The following is a 20,306-nucleotide window of genomic DNA, read 5'->3' as shown; positions in this document are numbered from 1 at the left end:
CGCGAATCGCTCAGTGCGTCGACGCGGCGGCCGGGGTTTCGCTGGCCGGCTTCTCCGGGCGCGCAGTCAGCGGCACCCTCACCACGAAGCGCGAGCCGCCTTCCGATGCATCCTCGTACGACACGGTGCCGCCATGCATCGCGATGATGTCGTGCACGATCGCAAGGCCGAGCCCGGCGCCCGTCTCGACGCCGTTGCCGCTTTGCGCGTCGCCGCGGAAGAAGCGCTTGAACAGGTCGGCCTGCTGGTTGGCGGGCACGCCGGGGCCGTTGTCCTCGACGACGATCTCGGCGGCCGGCTGGCCGTCCTCGAGCGCGCCGCGTGCTACGTTCACGGTGATCCGCGCACCGTCCGGCCGCGCGAGCGGCACATACTTCAGCGCATTGTCGAGCAGGTTAGCGATCACCTCGCGCAGCAGCACGGGGTTGCCGCGCACGACCAGCTTCTCGTCTTCAACAGGATCGTCGGAACGCTGGAAGCCGAGGTCGACGTGCGACGCGAGTGCGCGCGGCACCCATTCGGCGCCGGTCTCGAACGCCATCGCCGCGAGATCGACGTCGACGAACCGCGCGGCCTGTTCGCCCGGTTCCGCACGAGCGAGCGACAGCAACTGGTTCGACAGCCGTACCGCGCGATCGGCGGCCGCGCGCAGCTCGCGCACCGCGGTGAAGGTCTGGTGCGGGTCGCGTGCCACGGCCGCTTGCTCCGCGTGCAGCTTCACGGCCGTGAGCGGCGTGCGCAACTGGTGCGCGGCATCGGCGATGAACTTGCGCTGCGCGTCGAGCGCGGTCTTCAGGCGGCCGAGCAGGGCGTTCATCGCGCTCGTCAGCGGCCGGATTTCCAGCGGTACCTCGGTTTCGTCGACCGGTTCCAGCGACGTGTGGGTCTGCCGGTTCAGTGAATCGGCCAGATGCGTGAGCGGGCCGAGCTGCTGGTTGACGACGCGCCAGACGATGCCCCAGCCCGCGAGCAGCAGCAGCAGCAGCGGCATCATGATCGCGACGAGGAATTCGGCCGCGATCCGGTAGCGGTGCCGCACCGGCTGCGCGACCTCGACGACCATCGGCTTGCCGCCTTCGACATCGTCGACGCGCACCTGCGCGACGCGCACCGCGCGGTTGTCGTATTCGGCCTCGAACACGTACGCGTGATGCATGCGGCGCACGTTGATGCCCTGCAGCGGCAGCTTCGGATCGCCGGCGAGTTCCTGCTCACCGTCGCTGATCCGGTAGATCAGCGCCTCGGCGGGATCGGAGAACATCGCCTGCGCGAGCGGCGGCACCGTGAACGGCGCGTCGGGGCCGGCAATCTGGATCTGTTTGGAAATGGCGGTCGCGAGATCGGCGAGCGAGCGGTCGATCACGTGTTGCGTGTATTGCCACGCGAGCCAGTAGGCAATCAGGCCGCTCATCAGCGCGAGCATCGACAGCGGGGCGGCGAGGCGCCGGAGCAGCGAGCGGCGCAGGCTGGTGGTCACGGCCGGATCAGGTGACATTTCGACGGGCAAATGGATAAGCGCCGCTCACGGGGAGCGGCGCGGTCGTACGCCGGGCGGCGATGCGGGCAGGGTGGGTGCGCCGGCGGCCCAGGCCGGCCGGCGCGCCGCACCGCGGCTCAGACGCTCGCCGTCTGGCGGATTTCCTGCAGCAGGTAGCCGAAGCCGCGCACGGTGACGATTTCGACCCGGCACTGCTCGAGTTTCTTGCGCACCCGGTGCACGTAGACTTCGATCGCGGTGTCGCCGAGATCGCCGCCGAAGTGCGTGAGGTGATCCTGCAGCTGGGCCTTGCTGACGACGCGGCCGTGACGCAGCAGCAGCATCTCGAGCACCGCGAATTCACGCGGCGACAGTTCGAGCGGCTTGTCGTCGTTGAAGATGCGGCGGTCGACGCCCGACAGGCGGACGCCGCCGAGCGACACTTCCGGGCGCGGCATGTCGCTGTGCGGGCCGCTGCGGCGCATCACCGCGCGGATGCGCGCTTCGAGCTCGGCCGGCTCGAACGGCTTGAGCATGTAGTCGTCGGCGCCCGAGTTCAGGCCCTGGATCCGGTCGTTCAGTTCGTCGCGTGCGGTCAGCACGATGACGGGCGTGTGGCGGTTGGTCTGGCGGAAGCGCGTGAGCAGCGTCATCCCGTCGATGCCCGGCAGGCCGAGGTCGAGGATCACGAGTTCGTGGCGGTTCTGTGCCAGCGCCTGTTCGGCAAAAATGCCGTCATGCACCATGTCGACGGTGAAGCCAGCCTGCTCGAGGCTGCTCTGGATACCGCGTGCGATGGGGCGGTCGTCTTCGATCAGAAGGAGTCGCATGAAGTTCGCTCAAGTACAATGGGTTGGCGGTTCAGGCACGCGGACAGCACGACGCCGTTTCCACAGGGGCGCCGCAACACCTGACATCAAGCATGGCGGCCAGCGAACGATTAAATCCAATCATGTCCGATATTTCGATCCACGACCTAGAAGCCGCGATCAATTTCTGGCGCGCCCGCTCGCCGTCGAGCGGCGACGAACTCAAACTCTGCGAAGAGGCCAGCGCGCTTTCCAAGCCGTATGCGCTGCTGATTGTACAGCGCCAAAGCGCGCTGCAACTGGAAGGTTTGGACCCCAAGGCACGGAATGCATACGAGACTTACGTGCGCCTTAAGGATGGCTTGGAAAGCTGAAGGCTTTCGCTGACTACATCCTAGAAAACGTTCATCGAAATGAAAAGTTGACGCGCCGCGCATCGAAAGACGCGCGGCGGTAGAGGAAGGCTTCAGGCGGCCGGTTTCGCGTGCGCGCCGGCACGGTCGATGAACAGCGCGAGTTCGATGTCGCGTTCGGTCAGGCCGTCGGCGTCGTGGGTCGACAGCGTGATGTCGACGCGGTTGTACACGTTGAACCATTCCGGATGGTGGTTCATTTCCTGCGCCTTGATCGCGACGCGCGTCATGAAGCCGAACGCTTCGTTGAAATCGGCGAAGCGCAGGCTGCGCTGGATCGCGTCACGGCCCGGTACGGCCGACCAGAGCGGCAGGCCTTCGAGCCGGGTCTTGCGTTCTTCTGATGTGAGCTTGTGGATCATCTTGCACCTCTCGTTCGGTAACGGCGCCCGCGCGCGGCTGCGCCGCGCGGCGCAGCCGGCACCGGTCATTGTTTCATAGTTGTGCGACGGGCATCCGGGGACGGCCATCCGGGCACAGCCATCCGGGGACCATCGGCGCGCCTTTGCGCGCTCGCGCGTCACGCGTCGGCGTCGTCGGACCAACCTGCGCCGGTGCCGCGATGCAGCACGCGATCGGTATCGAGCACCGCGCCGGCCGCGAACTCGGGCAGGGCCGCCAGCCGGTCGGCCAGCGCGCGGCCGTCGACGTCGGCGAGCGCGAACAGTTGCGCGAAATCGTCGATCACGAAGTAGGTCTTCTGGAACGTGTCGATCCGGTACTTCGTGCGCATCACGCGCTCGAGGTCGAAGCCGAGCCGGTTCGGCGCCGCGCTTTCGAGGCTGTACAGGCTTTCGCCCTTGCTCGACACGATCCCGGCGCCGTAGATCGACAGCCCGTTCGTGCCGCGCGGATCGCGGATCAGCCCGAATTCCACCGTATACCAGTAGAGCCGCGCGAGGCGCGCCAGCGCCGCTTCGTCGTCGGCGACCGCGAGCGCGGTGCGGCCGTACGCCTGCATGTAGTCGGCGAATACCGGGTCGATCAGCAGCGGCACGTGGCCGAACAGGTCGTGGAAGCAGTCGGGTTCCTGCAGGTAGTCGAGCTGGTCGGGGCGGCGCATCCACCAGGTGACCGGGAAGCGCCGGTTCGCGAGGTGCTCGAAGAACACGCGATCGGGCACGAGGCCCGGCACCGCGACGATCTCCCAGCCCGTCGCCGGCTTCAACTGGCGGTTCACGTCGGCGAACGACGGCACGCGATCGGCCGGGAGGTCGATCTTCCCGAGCCCCGCGACGAACGCGTCGCATGCGCGCCCGCGCAGCAGCGCCGACTGGCGTGCATAGAGCTGCTTCCACACCGCGTGGTCGACCTGGCCGTAACGCGCGAGCGGCTGGTCGATGGTGAAATCGGCGCGGGTTTCGAGGCCCGCATCGAACTGCTCCTGCAGTTTCGCGGTGACGACGGTGGACATGATCTGGCTCTGCACGTGGCGGTTGGGAATCATGCAAGTGTAGAGCGGGCTGCGCGCGGAATGGGCGTAATATTGGCGTTGATTCGCTTGATGATGCGATAATCGCGCATCAATTCAAGGATCAATGCGGAGAATGCTCATGGTGGAACTCGATCACTTCGATCTCGCGCTGCTGGACGTGCTGCAGCGCTTCGGCCGTGCGACGCATCAGCAACTCGGCGAGGAGGTGCCGCTGTCGCCGTCGCAGATCGGCCGACGGCTGCAGCGGCTCGAGGCGGCCGGCGTGATCGAAGGCTACCGCGTGATGCTCCGGCCCGAAAAGCTCGGGCTCGGCGTCACCGCGTTCACGAGCCTGAAGCTCAAGCACCATGGCGATTCGATCATCGAGCAGTTCCAGCAGCAGATCGACGTGCTGCCCGAAGTGCTCGAATGCCATGCGGTGGTGGGCGACGCGGACTACCTGCTGCGGATCGTCGCGCCCGACCTGAACGCGCTGTCGCAGTTCGTGATGAAGAAGCTGATGCGCGTGCCGGGCGTCGACAGCGTGCGCTCGAACATCGTGCTGACGACCTTCAAGCGCAACGGCGCGCTGCCGCTCGCGCACCTGGCGCCCGGCGCTGCATAAGGCGGCGACAGGGCAGCGGCAGGGTTGACGGCGGCGCGGGTTGCGCCGCCGCGGCGCAGGGCCGGATCAGGCCGTTTCGTGCGGCGTGTCGGCGTTCAGCAGGTCGACGTACGCGACCGCGACAAGATCGTCCTGCGACACGCCGAGCTTCGCGAACACGTCGTGCGCTTCGGCTTCGCCGCCGGCTTCGTCGTCGTCGGGGCCGAGCACGACTTCCAGTTCGATGAAATCGCCGAGGCCGTCGACGCGGTCGAGATGGATGCGCGTGCGGCCCGCGAGGTACACGTGCCGTTCCTTCGTCACGATCCCGCGCGTGGTCAGCGCGGTGGCGAGCAGCGCGTGCATCGCGTCGGGGTTCGTCACCGGGCTGCGCGTGTAGTACGACGCCTTCGGACCGTCGCGGTCGTCGCGCTGGTAGAAGATCAGTTCGGCCGGCGTGCCGTCCTCGAAGCGGCGCAGCTTCAGCCGGCCGCGCGGCACGTCATAGAAGAAATCCTGCTGGCGATAGAACAGCGGCGCTTCGGTCGCGAGCTTGGCCGCCTGTTCGCGCAGCTGGTCGAATTCGCGGGCGCGGGCTTTGATCTCGATGTTGCGGGCCATGCGGGTCTCCTTCAATCGGGGTCTCGCGGTGTGCGAACGCACAATCTAGCAAAAACGCGGAGACGGTGGCGTGACGGCAGGGGCGAGGTGCGGCGCGATGACGCGTGTCGTGCCCGGCAGCGGGATGCCCAACGCCCAACGCCCAACGCCCAACGCCCGACGCCCGACGCCCGGCATGCGCACCTTCATCAGTACCGCTCATATCGCCCACTGGGATTCGATCAGCCGCAGCGCGGCCGCGATCGCCGGTTCGTCGCGCCGTTCGGCAAGCGTCACGAAGGTGAGCTCGGTCGGCACCGTCACGCGCTCGACGATCGTCAGCGCGTGCGCGTGCGCTTCGGCCAGCGCGGTCGAGTCGCGCGCGAGCGTCAATCCGATGCCCGATTTGACGAGGTCGAGCATCGACTGCTCCTGGTCGACCTCGGCAACCTTGAGCGGCTGCGCGCCGGCGTCGGCGAAGCGCCGCGACAGCAGCCGGTGGTGCGCGGACGCCGGCGGCGTCCAGATCCACGGCAGCGTGGCAAGCGAGCGCCAGTCGTGTGCGCGCTGCACGCGCTCCTTCCAGCCGGCCGGTGCGAGCACGCGGTACTGGAAATGCGTGAGCGTGACGGTGTGGAACAGCGCGCCGTCGAGCGGATCGTCCTCGCCCGGCCGGCCGATGTAGTAGCCGACGTCGAGCGCCTGCGTGCGCACCTGTTCGATGACCCAACCCGACATCCCGTGCCGCAGTGCCGTCTCGATCTGCGGGTGGGTTTCGACGAGTGCGCGCAGGAAGCCGCCGAGCCGCAGGAAGCCCGGATCGAGGATCGTGCCGATCCGCAGCCGGCCGCGCACCTCGTGCCGAAGCGCAGCAGCAGCGCGCTGCACGTCGGCGGCCGCGGCGAGCGCACGTTCCGCATGCGGCAGCAGGGTCTGGCCATCGCGCGTGAGCGCGAGCCCGCGCGACGTGCGCGTGAACAGCGTGACGCCGAGCGTTTCCTGCAGATGCTTGATCTGCAGGCTGACGGCCGGCTGCGTCAGGTGCAGCTGCGCGGCGGCGCGCGTCAGGTTGCCTTCGCGCGCGACCGTCGCGAACGCGCGGAGCAGGGTGAGATCCATCGTCGTGATATGAGCGCAGCTTATAACGCAGTTCAGCATAACTCATTGGATCGGCGGTCGGAGGCGGGAGTACGCTTTACCGGTCGCGTCGTGCGGGGCGGTCTGGATAAGGTCCGCGCGCGAAGGGCGCGACGCACTATGCTGGAAATGACACACGGCATCGCGCCGTGTGGCGAACAACAAGCGCTTTGAATGTGGCCGGCGCAAGCACGGAAGCGTCAGCGTTGGTCGACCGCGAAGCACGGGACCGGAGACACACAGTGAATACTCAACGCACGCTAGAAGGCGAATTTGACTACGTGATCGTCGGCGCGGGCACTGCGGGCTGCGTGCTCGCGAACCGCCTGACCGAAGATCCCGACATCCACGTGCTACTGCTCGAAGCAGGCGGCAAGGACGACTATCACTGGATCCACATCCCGGTCGGCTATCTGTATTGCATCGGCAACCCGCGCACCGACTGGCTGTACAAGACGCAACCCGAAGCGGCGCTCAACGGCCGGGTGCTGTCGTATCCGCGCGGCCGCGTGCTCGGCGGCTGCTCGTCGATCAACGGGATGATCTACATGCGCGGCCAGCGCGAGGATTACGACAGCTGGGCACAGGAAACCGGTGACGCCGGCTGGTCGTGGGACAGCGTGCTGCCGATCTTCAAGCGCAGCGAGGATCACCACGCGGGCGAGAGCGACGCGCACGGCGCGGGCGGCTACTGGCGCGTCGAGAAGCAGCGGCTGCGCTGGGAGATCCTCGAATCGTTCGCGCACGCCGCGCAGCAGACGGGCATCCCGGCAACCGACGATTTCAACCGCGGCGACAATTCCGGGGTCGGCTATTTCGAGGTGAACCAGAAGCGCGGTGTGCGCTGGAATACGTCGAAGGCGTTCCTGCGGCCGGCGATGGCGCGCCCGAACCTGACCGTGATCACCGGCGCGCACGCGCAGCGCGTGATTTTCGACGGGCGGCGCGCGGTCGGCGTCGAATATCACGGCGGCGGCACCGATTACGTTGCACGGGCGCGCTCGGAGGTGCTGCTGACCTCCGGCGCCGTGAATTCGCCGCAGCTGCTCGAACTGTCGGGCATCGGCGATGGCCGGCGGCTGCAGGCGCTCGGCATCGACGTCGTGCAGGATCTGCCGGGCGTCGGCGAAAACCTGCAGGATCACCTGCAATTGCGGATGGCGTTTCGTGTCGAGGGCGTGCGCACGCTCAACACGCTGTCCGCGCACTGGTGGGGCAAGCTGATGATCGGCGCCGAATATGCGTTGCTGCAGCGCGGGCCGATGTCGATGGCGCCGTCGCAGCTCGGCGCGTTCGCGAAATCCGATCCCGACGATCCGGCACTCACGCGCCCCGATCTCGAATATCACGTGCAGCCGCTGTCGCTCGAACGGTTCGGCGAGCCGCTGCACAGCTTCAACGCGTTTACGGCGTCCGTGTGCCATCTGCGGCCGACGTCGCGCGGCAGCGTGCATATCGCGAGTGCCGATCCGGGTGTCGCGCCCGCGATCGCGCCGAACTATCTGTCGACCGATCACGATCGCCACGTCGCCGCGAACGCGCTGCGCCTCACGCGCCGGATCGCGTCCGCGCCGGCGCTCGCGCGCTATCGTCCCGAGGAAATCCTGCCGGGCGTGCAGTACCGGAGCGAAGCAGAGCTGATCGAGGCGGCCGGCGCCGTCGGCACGACGATCTTCCATCCGGTCGGCACCTGCCGGATGGGGCGAGCCGACGACGAACGCGCGGTGGTCGACAGCCGGCTGCGCGTACGCGGCATCGCCGGGCTGCGGATCGTCGATGCGTCGGTGATGCCGTTCATTACCTCGGGCAATACCAATTCGCCGACGCTGATGATTGCCGAGCGCGCGAGCGACATGATCCGTGCCGATCGCCGCGCGGCGCGCGAAGCGACGCCGGTGCGAACGGAGGCCGCGGCGACGGCCGCGTGACGGAACGCTGACACGCCCGACAGCTGGCCGTCATGATGACGCCCGCTGATTCGCTATGCGAAACAAGCTGCCGTTGCCGCCCCCGTGCTACCGGCAAGATCCATGCAAGCCGTGCAGCCGCACGGCTTTTTTGTTGCGCGCTTGCCGGGCCGTGCGCAGAGGCAACGGACGATGATGCACGTGTCAAAAAAACATGGCGAAAAACCGTGCACACCCGCGCGCGAGATGGCGGCCAGCCCTATAAGTGCAAATCCCGATGATTGCACTGCACCAACGGCGAGACAATGTGGCGCAGTGTGCATACGCGTCGGCGCGGGAGACCACCCTCGAGGCGTAACACGGCGCCCGGGGCAGCCTGCTCACCCGCTGACCTGTTTCGCGGCCGCTTCTCGCGAATCTTCCCGGTGCTTCGCCTGACTTCGTACGGAAGGGAACATGATTCTCGGCGACACGATTCTGGAAACACGCGGACTGACCAAGGAATTCAGGGGTTTCACGGCCGTCAACGGCGTGAACCTGCGTGTGCGTCGCGGTGCGATCCATGCGTTGATCGGACCGAACGGCGCGGGCAAGACGACCTGCTTCAACCTCCTCACCAAATTCCTGACGCCGACGGCCGGCCAGATCGTCTTCAACGGGATCGACATCACCGACGAGCGGCCCGCGCAGGTTGCGCGGCGCGGCATCATCCGCTCGTTCCAGATCTCGGCCGTCTTTCCGCACCTGACCGCGCTGCAGAACGTGCGCATCGGCCTGCAGCGCGCGCTCGGCACCGAATTCCATTTCTGGCGCAGCGAACGCACGCTCAAGCGGCTCGACGACCGTGCGATGGATCTGCTCACGCAGGTCGGCCTCACCGATTTCGCGCAGGTGCCGACCGTCGAACTGGCGTACGGCCGCAAGCGCGCGCTGGAGATCGCGACCACGCTCGCGATGGAGCCCGAACTGATGCTGCTCGACGAGCCCACGCAAGGGATGGGCCACGAGGACGTCGATCGCGTGACCGCGCTGATCAAGAAGGTTGCGAGCGGCCGCACGATCCTGATGGTCGAGCACAACATGAACGTGATCGCGGGCATCTCCGACACGATCACCGTCCTGCAGCGCGGCGAGGTGCTGGCCGAAGGCTCGTATGCGGAAGTGTCGAAGAATCCGCTCGTCATCGAGGCCTACATGGGCAGCGCCGACGCGGCGCTCGCGGGGGCGCACGCATGAAGCACAGCGAACGGGAGGAACGCGAATTGAGCGGCGTCGAGAGCGGTACGCCCGCGCTGGAGATCACGGGCCTGGAGGCCTGGTACGGGGAATCCCACATATTGCACGGCGTCGACCTGACGGTGCATCGCGGCGAGGTCGTCACGCTGCTCGGCCGCAACGGCGCGGGCCGCACGACCACGCTGCGCGCGATCATGGGCCTCACGGGCCGCCGCAGTGGGTCGATCAAGGTTGCGGGCAACGAGACGATCGGCCTCGCGACGCACCGCATCGCGCATTTCGGTGTCGGCTACTGCCCGGAGGAGCGCGGGATCTTCTCGAGCCTGTCGTGCGAGGAGAACCTGATGCTGCCGCCGCCGATCGGGCCACGCGATCACGCGATGTCGATCGACGAGATCTACGCGATGTTCCCGAATCTCGCGTCGCGCCGGCAGAGCCAGGGCACCCGGCTGTCCGGCGGCGAGCAGCAGATGCTCGCGGTCGCGCGGATCCTGCGCACCGGCGCGAACCTGCTGCTGCTCGACGAGATTTCCGAAGGTCTCGCGCCGGTGATCGTGCAGGCGCTGGCGCGGATGATCGTCGCGCTGAAGGCACGCGGCTACACGATCGTGATGGTCGAACAGAATTTCCGCTTCGCGGCGCCGCTCGCCGACCGGTTCTACGTGATGGAGCACGGCAGCATCGTCGAACATTTCCAGGCGGCCGAACTGGAGAGCAAGATGCCGACCCTGCACGACCTGCTCGGGGTGTGACGCTGCCCCGTCTCTCTTGCCGCTAGCCGTGGCGGCCTCGAATAACCACAACGCATCAGAACAACAGGAGACGTCCATGAAAATGAAGACCCTCGCACACGCCTGTCTCGCGCTCGCGAGCGCCGCGTTCACCGCCGGCGCCGCGCAAGCCGCGGATACCGTGAAGATCGGCTTCATCACCGACATGTCGGGGCTTTACGCGGATATCGACGGGCAGGGCGGCCTCGAGGCGATCCGCATGGCGGTCGCCGATTTCGGCGGCAAGGTGCTCGGCAAGCCGATCGAGGTCGTCTATGCCGATCACCAGAACAAGGCCGACATCGCCGCGTCGAAGGCGCGCGAATGGATGGACCGCGGCGGGCTCGACCTGCTGGTCGGCGGCACGAACTCCGCCACCGCGCTGTCGATGAACCAGGTCGCGGGCGAGAAGAAGAAGGTCTACATCAACATCGGCGCAGGCGCCGACACGCTGACGAACGAGCAGTGCACGCCGTACACGGTCCACTACGCGTACGACACGATGGCGCTCGCGAAGGGCACCGGTTCAGCGGTGGTGAAGCAGGGCGGCAAGTCGTGGTTCTTCCTGACCGCCGACTACGCGTTCGGCAAGGCGCTCGAGAAGAACACGTCGGATGTCGTGAAGGCGAACGGCGGCCAGGTGCTCGGCACGGTGCGTCACCCGCTGTCCGCGTCGGATTTCTCGTCGTTCCTGCTGCAGGCGCAGGCATCGAAGGCGCAGATCCTCGGCCTCGCGAACGCGGGCGGCGACACGATCAACGCGATCAAGGCCGCGAAGGAGTTCGGCATTACGAAGACGATGAAGCTCGCCGCGCTGCTGATGTTCATCGACGACGTGCACAGCCTCGGCCTCGAGACGACGCAGGGCCTCGTGCTGACCGACAGCTGGTACTGGAACCGCGATGCCGCGTCGCGCCAGTGGGCGCAGCGCTACTTCGGCAAGATGAAGAAGATGCCGTCGAGCCTGCAGGCGGCCGACTACTCGTCGGTGACGACTTACCTGAAGGCCGTCCAGGCTGCCGGTACGACCGACTCCGACAAGGTGATGGCCGAGCTGAAGAAGATCAAGATCAACGACTTCTACGCGAAGGGCTACATCCGTACGGACGGCAGCATGATCCACGACATGTACCTGATGGAAGTGAAGAAGCCGTCGGAATCGAAGGAGCCGTGGGACTACTACAAGGTGCTCGCGACGATTCCGGGCGAACAGGCGTTCGGGACCAAGCAGGAAACGCGCTGCGCGCTTTGGAAGTAAGCGCGGCGTAGCGGCGCGCGCAGGCGCGCCGCACGGTGGCGACCGCAGCGATGTGCCCCGCTGCGCCGCCCGCGTGCGCATCCCACGAAAGTTGCGCGCGCAACGAAACTCATACTGACGGCTAAGTCGATGGAAATCTTTGGCATTCCGTTACCGGCGATGCTGAGCCAGTTGCTGCTCGGGCTCGTCAACGGCTCGTTCTACGCGATCCTGAGCCTCGGGCTCGCGGTGATCTTCGGGCTGCTCAACGTGATCAATTTCGCGCACGGCGCGCTGTTCATGCTGGGCGCGATGCTCGCGTGGATGGGCCTGTCGTACTTCGGGCTGCCGTACTGGGCGATGCTCGTGATCGCGCCGCTGGTGGTCGGCGCGTTCGGGATCCTGATCGAACGCTCGATGCTGCGCTGGCTGTACAAGCTCGATCACCTGTACGGGCTGCTGCTCACGTTCGGGCTCACGCTGGTCGTCGAAGGCGTGTTCCGGTCGATCTACGGCTCGTCCGGCCAGCCGTACGACGTGCCGTCGCAGCTGTCCGGCGCCACCAACCTCGGTTTCATGTTCCTGCCGAACTACCGTGCATGGGTGGTCGTCGCGTCGCTCGCGGTATGTCTCGCGACGTGGTTCGTGATCGAGAAGACGCGCCTCGGCGCCTACCTGCGGGCGGGTACCGAGAACCCGAAGCTCGTCGAGGCATTCGGCGTGAACGTGCCGATGATGATCACGCTTACCTACGGCTTCGGCGTCGCGCTCGCCGCGTTCGCGGGCGTGCTGGCCGCGCCGGTGATCCAGGTGTCGCCGCTGATGGGCCAGCCGATGATCATCACCGTGTTCGCGGTGGTCGTGATCGGCGGGATGGGCTCGATCCTCGGCTCGATCGTCACGGGCCTGCTGCTCGGCGTGATCGAGGGCTTCACGCGCGTGTTCTACCCCGAAGCGTCGGCCACCGTCGTGTTCGTGATCATGGCGATCGTGCTGCTGTTCCGCCCGGCGGGCCTCTTCGGCAAGGAAAAATGATGCAGAGAAAAGTGCTCTACGGCGTGCTGCTCGCCGCACTGCTTGCCGCGCCGTTCATCGGCGCGTATCCGGTGTTCGTGATGAAGGTGCTCACGTTCGCGCTGTTCGCGGCCGCGTTCAACCTGCTGATCGGCTATACGGGGCTGCTGTCGTTCGGCCATGCGATGTTTCTCGCGACCGCCGGCTATGCGACCGGTTATTCGATGCAGACGCTCGGCTTCACGCCGGAGCTCGGGGTGCTCGTCGGTACCGTTGCCGCGACGCTGCTCGGGCTCGTCGTCGGGCTGTTCGCGATCCGCCGGCAGGGCATCTACTTCGCGATGATCACGCTCGCGTTCGCGCAGATGGTCTACTTCATCTATCTGCAGGCGCCGTTCACGCACGGCGAGGACGGGTTGCAGGGCGTGCCGCGCGGCCACCTGTTCGGGCTGCTCGACCTGTCGAACGACGTCGCGCTGTACTACGTCGTGCTGGCGGTGGTGGTCGCCGCGTGCGCGTTCATCGTGCGGGTCGTTCATTCGCCGTTCGGCCAGGTGCTCGTCGCGATCAAGGAGAACGAAGCGCGCGCGATCTCGCTCGGCTACGACACCGACCGCTTCAAGCTGCTCGCGTTCATCCTGTCGGCGGGCATCGCGGGGCTGGCCGGCTCGCTGAAGGTGCTCGTGCTCGGCTTCGAGACGCTGTCGGACGCGTACTGGACGATGTCGGGCCTCGTCGTGCTGATGACGCTCGTCGGCGGGATGGGCACGCTGTTCGGGCCGCTGCTGGGCGCGGCGCTGATCGTCGCACTGGAAGACCGGCTCGGCGACATCGGCGAATGGCTCGCATCGACGACGGGCGTCGCGTGGTTCCATTCGCTCGGCGAATCGGCGACGATCGTCACGGGGCTGATCTTCATCGCGTGCGTGCTCGCATTCCGGCGCGGCATCGTCGGCGAAATGGTCGCGCGGATCAAGCCGCTCAGGGCGTCCTGAATGCGTGCGGCGCGCGTCACCGGGCGTTGATGCGAAGCACCATCCGGCACGCTCCGGAAGCGCGTCGCAGCGGGCTCGGGCCGGCACCGCGCGGCTGGCTGCTGCCCCATTTTCGTGCGGCGATGCACCATAGGGGTAAATGCTAAGTTGTCGCAGTGTGAAAGGTAATTTAATCTTCGTCTCAGTTCTGATGCACCGCGAAACGAATTTGCAGGTGGAGAACGAGGAGACAATCGAGGCACAAAGTGCCCGGACCCCAAAGCGCTGTTGGACGGAATCCAACAGCGCTTTTTCATTTGGTGCGCGAATTTCCATCGATGGTGCAGGCGAGCGGCGCCGCGTTCCGCGCGCCCGTATTCTGCCTCGCGTCACTCGCGCGTCATCCCGTCCCCCCGATTTCGTCCCTTCCTGCCAGTCGATCGCCGTCGGCGCGCAGCCGTGCGCATGCCGTCCGGGCTTACCCGGTTGGCGTGCGCAAAAAGCGTCCGTTACACTCAGCTTTCGCCGACCGTGCGGTCGGGGAAACGGTCGGCAGTTCTCCTACAAGCACAATGCAGAAGAGGGAGTACGGTTGGATGAGAAGCGCGGGACAAAGGATCGGGGTACGAGGGGCGGCTGGCGCCGCTCGTTCGGGGGCGGAGGGGCCTGGGTATGCCCCGGCTTTCACGAGCCGTCCTGTGGCCGGTATGCGCGTTCCGATGCAATTTGCCGGCACGGTGGTCTGTCCGGTCGTTGCGTTCGCATCCGACGCGTCGTTCGCATTTGCATTCGCATGAGCGGCCGCTTTTCCGATCTCGCACCGCCCGCGTGCGGAGCCGAAGCAGGCTCGGCCCGACCTTCCGGCGATCGTTGCGTCCGCATCGATCGCGTCTCGCGTAGCGCTACCTTTCTCCGTTCTCTTCATCCTGACGACATTGCTGCCGCGCATCGTGGCGGTCGAACGACCGTTTCGGAACGCGCTGCGGCGCGTGGGTGCGCGCTATCGCCGGGGCGCGATTGCGGTACCGGTGTTTCACGGGAAAACGAGCGTAGGCGTGGCAAGGCGAGATAGTTAAATTATTAACTTGTTTTGGGGACCGGGAGCCGCCCGAGCGACCCGTGGCTTTTTCGAGCAGCGTTTGGAGACAACGTAAATGAAGATGAATCGATGGATGGAGGCCGTGCTCGCCGCGGGCCTCGTGTGCGCGGCGGCCACGGCGTCGGCGCAGGTGAAGATCGGCGTGACGCTGTCGGCCACCGGGCCGGCCGCGTCGCTCGGGATTCCGGAAAAGAACACGATCGCGCTGCTGCCGAAGGAAATCGCGGGCAAGAGCGTGCAGTACATTGTGCTCGACGACGCATCCGACACGAGCCGCGCAGTGCAGAACGTGCGCAAGCTGATCGATGAAGATCACGTCGACGCGATCATCGGGTCGTCCGTCACGCCGAACTCGCTCGCGATGCTCGACCCTGTGTCGCAGGGCAAGACGCCGACGATCTCGCTCGCGGCGAGCGCGCAGATCATCGCGCCGATGGATGCGAAGCGCGCATGGATGTTCAAGGTGCCGCAGAACGACCAGTTGATGGCCGATGCGATCGCCGGCTACATGGCGAAGCACGGCGTGAAGACGGTCGGCTTCATCGGCTTCGCCGATGCGTACGGCGACAGCTGGTACAACACGTTCAACGCGGCGGCCGCGAAGAACGGCCTGAAGGTCGTGTCGAACGAGCGCTTCAATCGTACCGACGCGTCGGTGATGGGGCAGGTGCTGAAGCTGATGGGCTCGAATCCCGATGCGGTGCTGATCGCCGGCTCGGGCACGCCGGCGGCGCTGCCGGCCAAGACGCTGAAGGAGCGCGGCTACAAGGGCAAGGTGTACCAGACGCACGGCGTCGCGAACAACGACTTCCTGCGGGTGTGCGGCAAGGATTGCGAAGGCGAGATCCTGCCGGCCGGCCCGGTGCTCGTGACCGACCAGCTGCCCGATTCGAATCCGGTGAAGAAGCCGGCGCTCGGCTACAAGGCTGCGTACGAGAAGGCCTACGGCGCGGGCTCGCTGGCGACGTTCGGCGGCCATGCGTGGGATGCGGGGCTGCTGCTGCAGCGTGCGATTCCCGAGGCGCTGAAGAAGGGCCAGCCGGGCACCGAAGCGTTCCGCGAAGCGCTGCGCGCGTCGCTCGAAAACGTGAAGGATCTGCCCGTGTCGCATGGCGTGATCAACATGACGCCGACCGATCACAACGGCTTCGACACGCGTGCGCGCGTGATGGTGCAGATCGTCGACGGCAAGTGGAAGCTGCAGGCCGAGTAAGCATCACGTGAAACCGGCGGGGGCGGCGCGAACAGCGCCGTGCGCGCCGTCGGCAGGGCGCCGGGCCTGACGGGCCGCGCCCGTGCCGCATGGAACCACCGAGGCACGCCGTGTGGCGCTCCGATCTTGCTGTCCATGCGCTCCGGCCGTTCCCGTCTTTCGTTTCTCCGCAGCATTCTCGATACACGAAACGTATGGATCTCTCGATTGCGGCGATCCTCGCGCAAGACGGCATCACGACCGGCGCCATTTATGCATTGTTGTCGCTGGCGCTCGTACTGGTGTTTTCCGTCACGCGGGTGATCTTCATTCCCCAGGGCGAATTCGTCGCCTACGGTGCGCTGACGCTTGCCGCGTTGCAGGCGCAGAAATTTCCCGCTACCTGCTGGCTGCTGTTCGTGATGGGCATCGCGTGCTTCCTGCTCGAAGTCGGCGGCCTGGTCCGGCATCGCGAACGCCGCCATCAGCTCGGCCGCACGCTCGCAACGCTTGGCAGCCGCTACATCCTGCTGCCGCTCGCGGTGTTCGCGATCACGCGCAGCTTTGCCACGCAGCCGCTGCCGATGCTCGCGCAGATCGCACTGACGCTCGCGATCGTCGTGCCGATGGGGCCGTTCATCTACCGGCTCGTGTACCAGCCGATCGCCGAAGGCACGACGCTGCTGCTGCTGATCGTGTCGGTCGCCGTCCACTTCGCGATGGTCGGCCTCGGGCTCGTGATGTTCGGCGCGGAAGGCTCGCGCACCAACGGGTTCTCGGATGCGTCGCTGTCGATCGGCAGCATGACCGTGTCGGTGCAGAGCATCCTGGTTGTCGTGACGGCGCTCGTGCTGATCGGCGCGCTCTATGTGTACTTCGGCCGCACGATCGCCGGCAAGGCGCTGCGCGCGACGTCGGTGAACCGGCTTGGCGCGCGGCTCGTCGGCATCGGCACGACCGAGGCAGGGCGGCTCGCGTTCACGTTCGCGGCAGGGCTCGGCGTGCTGTCCGGGATCCTCGTCGGCCCGCTGACGACGATCTACTACGACTCGGGCTTCCTGATCGGCCTGAAGGGTTTCGTCGGCGCGATCATCGGCGGGCTCGTCAGCTATCCGCTTGCGGCCGCCGGCTCGCTGCTCGTCGGCGTGCTCGAATCGTATTCGTCGTTCTGGGCGAGCGCATACAAGGAGGTGATCGTGTTCACGCTGATCATTCCGGTGCTGCTGTGGCGGAGCTTCGCCACGCCGCACGTGGAAGAGGAAGAGGAGTGACACGATGAAGACGATGGTACGCAACAAGACCTTCTGGGTGTTTCTCGTGGTGCTGTTCGCGCTGCCGGTGCTGCCTGGCGCGCTGCAGGTGCCTGAATACTGGATCACGCTGCTGAACTACATCGGCCTCTACGCGATCGTCGCGATCGGGCTCGTGCTGCTGACGGGCGTCGGCGGGATGACGAGCTTCGGGCAGGCCGCGTTCGTCGGCATCGGTGCCTATGCGACCGCGTTCCTGACGACGCGATACGGCGTGTCGCCGTGGCTCGCGCTGATCGTCGGCGTCGTGCTGACGGCGCTCGTCGCGCTCGTGCTTGGCGCGGTCACGATGCGGCTGTCCGGCCACTTCCTGCCGCTCGGCACGATCGCGTGGGGCCTTGCGCTGTTCTACCTGTTCGGCAACCTCGAACTGCTCGGCAAGTACGACGGGATCAACGGGATTCCGGCGCTGAACCTGTTCGGTATCGAACTCGAAAGCGGCCGCAGCCTGTATTTCCTGATCTGGGCCGTCGTGCTGGCCGCGATCGTGTCGGTGCAGAACCTGCTGAACAGCCGCCCGGGCCGTGCGATCCGCGCGCTGCGCGGCGGCGGCGTGATGGCCGAGGCGATGGGCGTGAACACCGCGTGGATGCGCGTCGTGATCTTCGTCTATGCGGCCGTGCTTGCGGCCGTATCGGGCTTCCTGTACGCACACCTGCAGCGCGCGGTGAACCCGACGCCGTTCGGGCTGAATCACGGGATCGAGTTCCTGTTCATGGCCGTGGTCGGCGGCGTGGCGCACGTGTGGGGGGCGGTGCTCGGCGCGGCGATCCTGACCGTGCTGCAGGACTACCTGCAGACGCTGCTGCCGAAGCTGCTCGGCTCGGAAGGCAACTTCGAGATCATCGTGTTCGGCGTGCTGATGGTGCTGCTGCTGCAGTACGCACGCCAGGGCGTGTGGCCGTTCTTCGCGAGGCTGTTCCCGCGCGGGCCGCGCGCGCATGTGCCCGAGCACGCCGATCCGTTGCCGCAGCGCGCGAAGCCGACGGCCGGCGAGCCGCTGCTCGTCGTCGACAACGCGCGCAAGCAGTTCGGCGGGCTCGTGGCCGTCAACGACGTCAGCTTCGACGTGAAGGCGGGGCAGATCATCGGGCTGATCGGCCCGAACGGCGCCGGCAAGTCGACCACGTTCAACCTCGTGACGGGTGTGCTGAAGCCGACGGGCGGCACGATCACGTTCCGTGGCGAGCGCATCGACGGGCTCACATCGCGCCAGATCGTCCGCCGCGGCATCGGCCGGACGTTCCAGCACGTGAAGCTGTTGCCGGCGATGACGGTGCTCGAGAACGTCGCGATCGGTGCGCACCTGCGCGGCCATACGGGCGTGTGGCGCAGCGTCGCGCGGCTCAATGCCCATGAGGAAGCGCAGTTGCTGGCCGAGGCCGCACGCCAGATCCGACGCGTCGGGCTCGAAAAGCACATGTACGACGAGGCGGGGAGTCTCGCGTTGGGCCAGCAGCGGATTCTCGAAATCGCGCGGGCGCTGTGCTGCGATCCGACGCTGCTGTTGCTCGATGAGCCGGCCGCCGGGCTGCGTTACCAGGAGAAGCAGCAACTCGCCGACCTGCTGAGGCGGCTGAAGGCGGAAGGCATGAGCGTGTTGCTCGTGGAACACGACATGGATTTTGTGATGAATCTCACCGATCGTTTGGTGGTGATGGAGTTCGGCACACGGATCGCGGAAGGGCTGCCGCAGGACGTGCAGCAGGATCCGGCGGTGCTGGAAGCGTATCTGGGCGGGGTGGAGTGATGACGGACACGACGATGCCGATTCTCGAGGTACGCGGGCTGGCGGTCCGATACGGGAAGGTGGAGGCGCTGCACGGCGCGGCGATCAAGGTTGGTGCGGGGCAGATCGTCAGCGTGATCGGCCCGAATGGAGCCGGCAAATCGACGCTGCTGAACGCGATCATGGGCGCGCTTCCGGTGACCGGGCATGCGTCGGGCGCGGTCGTGTACCGCGGCCACGACGTCGGTGCATTGCCGGTCGAGCAGCGCGTCGCGCGCGGGATGTGCCTCGTACCGGAAAAGCGAGAGCTGTTCAGCACGATGACGGTCGAAGACAACCTCGTATTGGGTGCGTATCGACGCAAGCAGGCCGGTGAAGCGAACTTCCTCGACCAGCTCGATCATGTGTTTGCACTGTTTCCGCGACTGAAGGAGCGCCGCAAGCAGGCGGCTGGCACGCTATCCGGCGGCGAGCGGCAGATGCTTGCAGTTGGCCGCGCGCTGATGGGCAAGCCTGACCTGCTGATGCTCGACGAGCCGAGCCTCGGGCTGGCGCCGCTGATCGTGAAGGAGATCTTTCATATCATCAGCGCGTTGCGCGGGACGGGCGTGGCGACGCTGCTGATCGAACAGAACGCACGGGCTGCGCTGCAGATCTCCGACTACGGCTATGTGCTGGAGACAGGCGAGTTTGCGCTGGAAGGGCCGGCGGCCGAACTTGCGCAGAATCCGCGCGTGATCGAAACGTACCTCGGGCTGGCGAAGAAAACGGCCTGATCTACGGCGCGGTTGGCGGGAAACGGGCGGCGTGTTTCACGTGAAACACGCCGTTTTTGTTTTTGGGGTGCCGATACACGACGGCTAGTGGCTAGGGGATAAGTGCCAGGGAAACAGTCTGAAGTTCTGTGCAATAGCGATGGGCGGGGCGTTCACAGCGCGGATGACGGTTCGAAGCATCGTTCGCGGAGGGCTGCCGCTTGTTCCGCAGGCCGAGGATGTGCCGGGTCACAGAGGATAAGTGTCGGGCGAACCGTCAGAAAATCTGTGGGGAAGAGGGCGGGCGCGGTCGCACAGGATGTACCGTCCGGGTTGTCGTGCGGGGCACGGGCATTGTGGTGACCGGGGGATAAGTGCCAGAGAAACAGTCGGAAGTTCTGTGTAATAACGCTGTTCGACGCGCCCTCGGCGCGGATGACGGCCCGACGCATCGTTCGTGGAGGGCTGCCGCTTGTTCCACAGAACGAGGATCCGCCAGGTCACAGGGGATAAGTGTCGGGCGAACCGTCGGAAAATCTGTGGGGAAGAGGGCGGGCTCGGTTGCACAGGATGTTCCGTCCGGGTTGTCGTGCGGGGCACAGGCATTGTGGTGACCGGGGGTAAGTGCC

At 66.3% G+C, this 20,306-nt stretch carries 18 protein-coding genes; 12 read left to right on the top strand and 6 right to left on the bottom strand.

What is annotated here, in order from left to right; translation table 11 throughout:
- Window positions 1-10 precede the first annotated feature (10 nt).
- Together HAV18_RS31755 and HAV18_RS31750 are read right to left on the bottom strand one after the other, a co-directional pair.
- Window positions 11-1,495: a sensor histidine kinase gene (locus HAV18_RS31755; protein WP_166963932.1), complete on the bottom strand. Its 1,485-nt coding sequence runs from the start codon at window positions 1,493-1,495 to the stop codon at window positions 11-13.
- Window positions 1,496-1,614: 119 nt separating this feature from the next.
- Window positions 1,615-2,307: a response regulator transcription factor gene (locus HAV18_RS31750; protein WP_006401494.1), complete on the bottom strand. Its 693-nt coding sequence runs from the start codon at window positions 2,305-2,307 to the stop codon at window positions 1,615-1,617.
- A gap of 122 nt (window positions 2,308-2,429) precedes the next feature.
- On the opposite strand from HAV18_RS31750, the gene HAV18_RS31745 reads away from it, so the two are divergent.
- Window positions 2,430-2,660 carry a DUF3717 domain-containing protein gene (locus HAV18_RS31745; RefSeq protein ID WP_166964047.1) on the top strand — a complete coding sequence of 77 codons (231 nt, stop codon included), beginning with the start codon at window positions 2,430-2,432 and terminating at the stop codon, window positions 2,658-2,660.
- Window positions 2,661-2,752: 92 nt separating this feature from the next.
- Here HAV18_RS31745 and HAV18_RS31740 read toward each other — a convergent pair whose 3' ends face one another.
- Window positions 2,753-3,130: a 4a-hydroxytetrahydrobiopterin dehydratase gene (locus HAV18_RS31740; protein WP_279573960.1), complete on the bottom strand. Its 378-nt coding sequence runs from the start codon at window positions 3,128-3,130 to the stop codon at window positions 2,753-2,755.
- A gap of 89 nt (window positions 3,131-3,219) precedes the next feature.
- Window positions 3,220-4,113 carry a phenylalanine 4-monooxygenase gene (gene phhA, locus HAV18_RS31735; RefSeq protein ID WP_243771803.1) on the bottom strand — a complete coding sequence of 298 codons (894 nt, stop codon included), beginning with the start codon at window positions 4,111-4,113 and terminating at the stop codon, window positions 3,220-3,222.
- Between the two features lie 139 nt (window positions 4,114-4,252).
- On the opposite strand from phhA, the gene HAV18_RS31730 reads away from it, so the two are divergent.
- The gene (locus tag HAV18_RS31730; RefSeq protein WP_060310246.1) at window positions 4,253-4,738 is read left to right on the top strand and encodes an Lrp/AsnC family transcriptional regulator; all 486 of its coding nucleotides are present in this window, start codon (window positions 4,253-4,255) and stop codon (window positions 4,736-4,738) included.
- A gap of 66 nt (window positions 4,739-4,804) precedes the next feature.
- On the opposite strand, the gene HAV18_RS31725 is transcribed toward HAV18_RS31730, so the two are convergent.
- Together HAV18_RS31725 and HAV18_RS31720 are read right to left on the bottom strand one after the other, a co-directional pair.
- Window positions 4,805-5,338, bottom strand: coding sequence for a class IV adenylate cyclase (locus tag HAV18_RS31725; RefSeq protein ID WP_166963926.1), 534 nt, complete (start codon window positions 5,336-5,338; stop codon window positions 4,805-4,807).
- Window positions 5,339-5,536: 198 nt separating this feature from the next.
- Window positions 5,537-6,436 (bottom strand): LysR family transcriptional regulator, encoded by a 900-nt coding sequence (locus HAV18_RS31720; protein WP_166963924.1) that lies wholly within the window; start codon window positions 6,434-6,436, stop codon window positions 5,537-5,539.
- A 260-nt stretch (window positions 6,437-6,696) separates the two neighbouring features.
- Here HAV18_RS31720 and HAV18_RS31715 point away from each other — a divergent pair, with 260 nt between their 5' ends.
- The 10 genes from HAV18_RS31715 to HAV18_RS31670 all read left to right on the top strand — a co-directional run bounded on the left by HAV18_RS31715 (window position 6,697) and on the right by HAV18_RS31670 (window position 19,698).
- Window positions 6,697-8,382: a GMC family oxidoreductase N-terminal domain-containing protein gene (locus tag HAV18_RS31715; RefSeq protein WP_166963921.1), complete on the top strand. Its 1,686-nt coding sequence runs from the start codon at window positions 6,697-6,699 to the stop codon at window positions 8,380-8,382.
- Window positions 8,383-8,817: 435 nt separating this feature from the next.
- A complete protein-coding gene (locus tag HAV18_RS31710; RefSeq protein WP_021160426.1) occupies window positions 8,818-9,597 on the top strand; it encodes an ABC transporter ATP-binding protein in 780 nt (259 codons plus the stop codon).
- Complete coding sequence (locus tag HAV18_RS31705; protein WP_166963919.1) at window positions 9,594-10,349, top strand: ABC transporter ATP-binding protein; 756 nt, start codon at window positions 9,594-9,596, stop codon at window positions 10,347-10,349. Before HAV18_RS31710 ends, HAV18_RS31705 begins: the two co-directional genes overlap by 4 nt.
- Window positions 10,350-10,425: 76 nt before the next feature.
- Window positions 10,426-11,625: an ABC transporter substrate-binding protein gene (locus HAV18_RS31700; protein ID WP_166963917.1), complete on the top strand. Its 1,200-nt coding sequence runs from the start codon at window positions 10,426-10,428 to the stop codon at window positions 11,623-11,625.
- A gap of 129 nt (window positions 11,626-11,754) precedes the next feature.
- Window positions 11,755-12,639 (top strand): branched-chain amino acid ABC transporter permease, encoded by an 885-nt coding sequence (locus tag HAV18_RS31695; RefSeq protein WP_011350508.1) that lies wholly within the window; start codon window positions 11,755-11,757, stop codon window positions 12,637-12,639.
- Window positions 12,639-13,613, top strand: a complete 975-nt coding sequence (locus HAV18_RS31690; RefSeq protein WP_039351467.1) for a branched-chain amino acid ABC transporter permease — start codon at window positions 12,639-12,641, stop codon at window positions 13,611-13,613. The genes HAV18_RS31695 and HAV18_RS31690 overlap by 1 nt, the downstream gene beginning before the upstream one ends.
- 1,133 nt (window positions 13,614-14,746) lie before the next feature.
- Entirely contained in the window at window positions 14,747-15,904 is a 1,158-nt protein-coding gene (locus HAV18_RS31685; protein WP_166963915.1) for an ABC transporter substrate-binding protein, read from the top strand.
- Between the two features lie 194 nt (window positions 15,905-16,098).
- Complete coding sequence (locus tag HAV18_RS31680; protein ID WP_166963913.1) at window positions 16,099-17,154, top strand: branched-chain amino acid ABC transporter permease; 1,056 nt, start codon at window positions 16,099-16,101, stop codon at window positions 17,152-17,154.
- A 4-nt stretch (window positions 17,155-17,158) separates the two neighbouring features.
- Entirely contained in the window at window positions 17,159-18,943 is a 1,785-nt protein-coding gene (locus HAV18_RS31675) for an ABC transporter permease subunit (protein ID WP_166963911.1), read from the top strand.
- Entirely contained in the window at window positions 18,943-19,698 is a 756-nt protein-coding gene (locus HAV18_RS31670) for an ABC transporter ATP-binding protein (RefSeq protein WP_059650005.1), read from the top strand. Before HAV18_RS31675 ends, HAV18_RS31670 begins: the two co-directional genes overlap by 1 nt.
- Window positions 19,699-20,306: the final 608 nt, after the last annotated feature.

The sequence above is a fragment of the Burkholderia sp. D-99 genome (assembly GCF_011605345.1).
Classification (GTDB): domain Bacteria; phylum Pseudomonadota; class Gammaproteobacteria; order Burkholderiales; family Burkholderiaceae; genus Burkholderia.
This window is presented reverse-complemented; position numbering and strand designations above follow the sequence as displayed.

What these genes read in the sequence shown, in the direction of transcription:
- HAV18_RS31755 (WP_166963932.1), bottom strand. Translation starts at nt 1,495, where the DNA reads ATGTCACCTGATCCGGCCGTGACCACCAGCCTGCGCCGCTCGCTGCTC.
- HAV18_RS31750 (WP_006401494.1), bottom strand. Translation starts at nt 2,307, where the DNA reads ATGCGACTCCTTCTGATCGAAGACGACCGCCCCATCGCACGCGGTATC.
- HAV18_RS31745 (WP_166964047.1), top strand. Translation starts at nt 2,430, where the DNA reads ATGTCCGATATTTCGATCCACGACCTAGAAGCCGCGATCAATTTCTGG.
- HAV18_RS31740 (WP_279573960.1), bottom strand. Translation starts at nt 3,130, where the DNA reads ATGACCGGTGCCGGCTGCGCCGCGCGGCGCAGCCGCGCGCGGGCGCCG.
- phhA (WP_243771803.1), bottom strand. Translation starts at nt 4,113, where the DNA reads ATGTCCACCGTCGTCACCGCGAAACTGCAGGAGCAGTTCGATGCGGGC.
- HAV18_RS31730 (WP_060310246.1), top strand. Translation starts at nt 4,253, where the DNA reads ATGGTGGAACTCGATCACTTCGATCTCGCGCTGCTGGACGTGCTGCAG.
- HAV18_RS31725 (WP_166963926.1), bottom strand. Translation starts at nt 5,338, where the DNA reads ATGGCCCGCAACATCGAGATCAAAGCCCGCGCCCGCGAATTCGACCAG.
- HAV18_RS31720 (WP_166963924.1), bottom strand. Translation starts at nt 6,436, where the DNA reads ATGGATCTCACCCTGCTCCGCGCGTTCGCGACGGTCGCGCGCGAAGGC.
- HAV18_RS31710 (WP_021160426.1), top strand. Translation starts at nt 8,818, where the DNA reads ATGATTCTCGGCGACACGATTCTGGAAACACGCGGACTGACCAAGGAA.
- HAV18_RS31705 (WP_166963919.1), top strand. Translation starts at nt 9,594, where the DNA reads ATGAAGCACAGCGAACGGGAGGAACGCGAATTGAGCGGCGTCGAGAGC.
- HAV18_RS31700 (WP_166963917.1), top strand. Translation starts at nt 10,426, where the DNA reads ATGAAAATGAAGACCCTCGCACACGCCTGTCTCGCGCTCGCGAGCGCC.
- HAV18_RS31695 (WP_011350508.1), top strand. Translation starts at nt 11,755, where the DNA reads ATGGAAATCTTTGGCATTCCGTTACCGGCGATGCTGAGCCAGTTGCTG.
- HAV18_RS31690 (WP_039351467.1), top strand. Translation starts at nt 12,639, where the DNA reads ATGCAGAGAAAAGTGCTCTACGGCGTGCTGCTCGCCGCACTGCTTGCC.
- HAV18_RS31685 (WP_166963915.1), top strand. Translation starts at nt 14,747, where the DNA reads ATGAAGATGAATCGATGGATGGAGGCCGTGCTCGCCGCGGGCCTCGTG.
- HAV18_RS31680 (WP_166963913.1), top strand. Translation starts at nt 16,099, where the DNA reads ATGGATCTCTCGATTGCGGCGATCCTCGCGCAAGACGGCATCACGACC.
- HAV18_RS31675 (WP_166963911.1), top strand. Translation starts at nt 17,159, where the DNA reads ATGAAGACGATGGTACGCAACAAGACCTTCTGGGTGTTTCTCGTGGTG.
- HAV18_RS31670 (WP_059650005.1), top strand. Translation starts at nt 18,943, where the DNA reads ATGACGGACACGACGATGCCGATTCTCGAGGTACGCGGGCTGGCGGTC.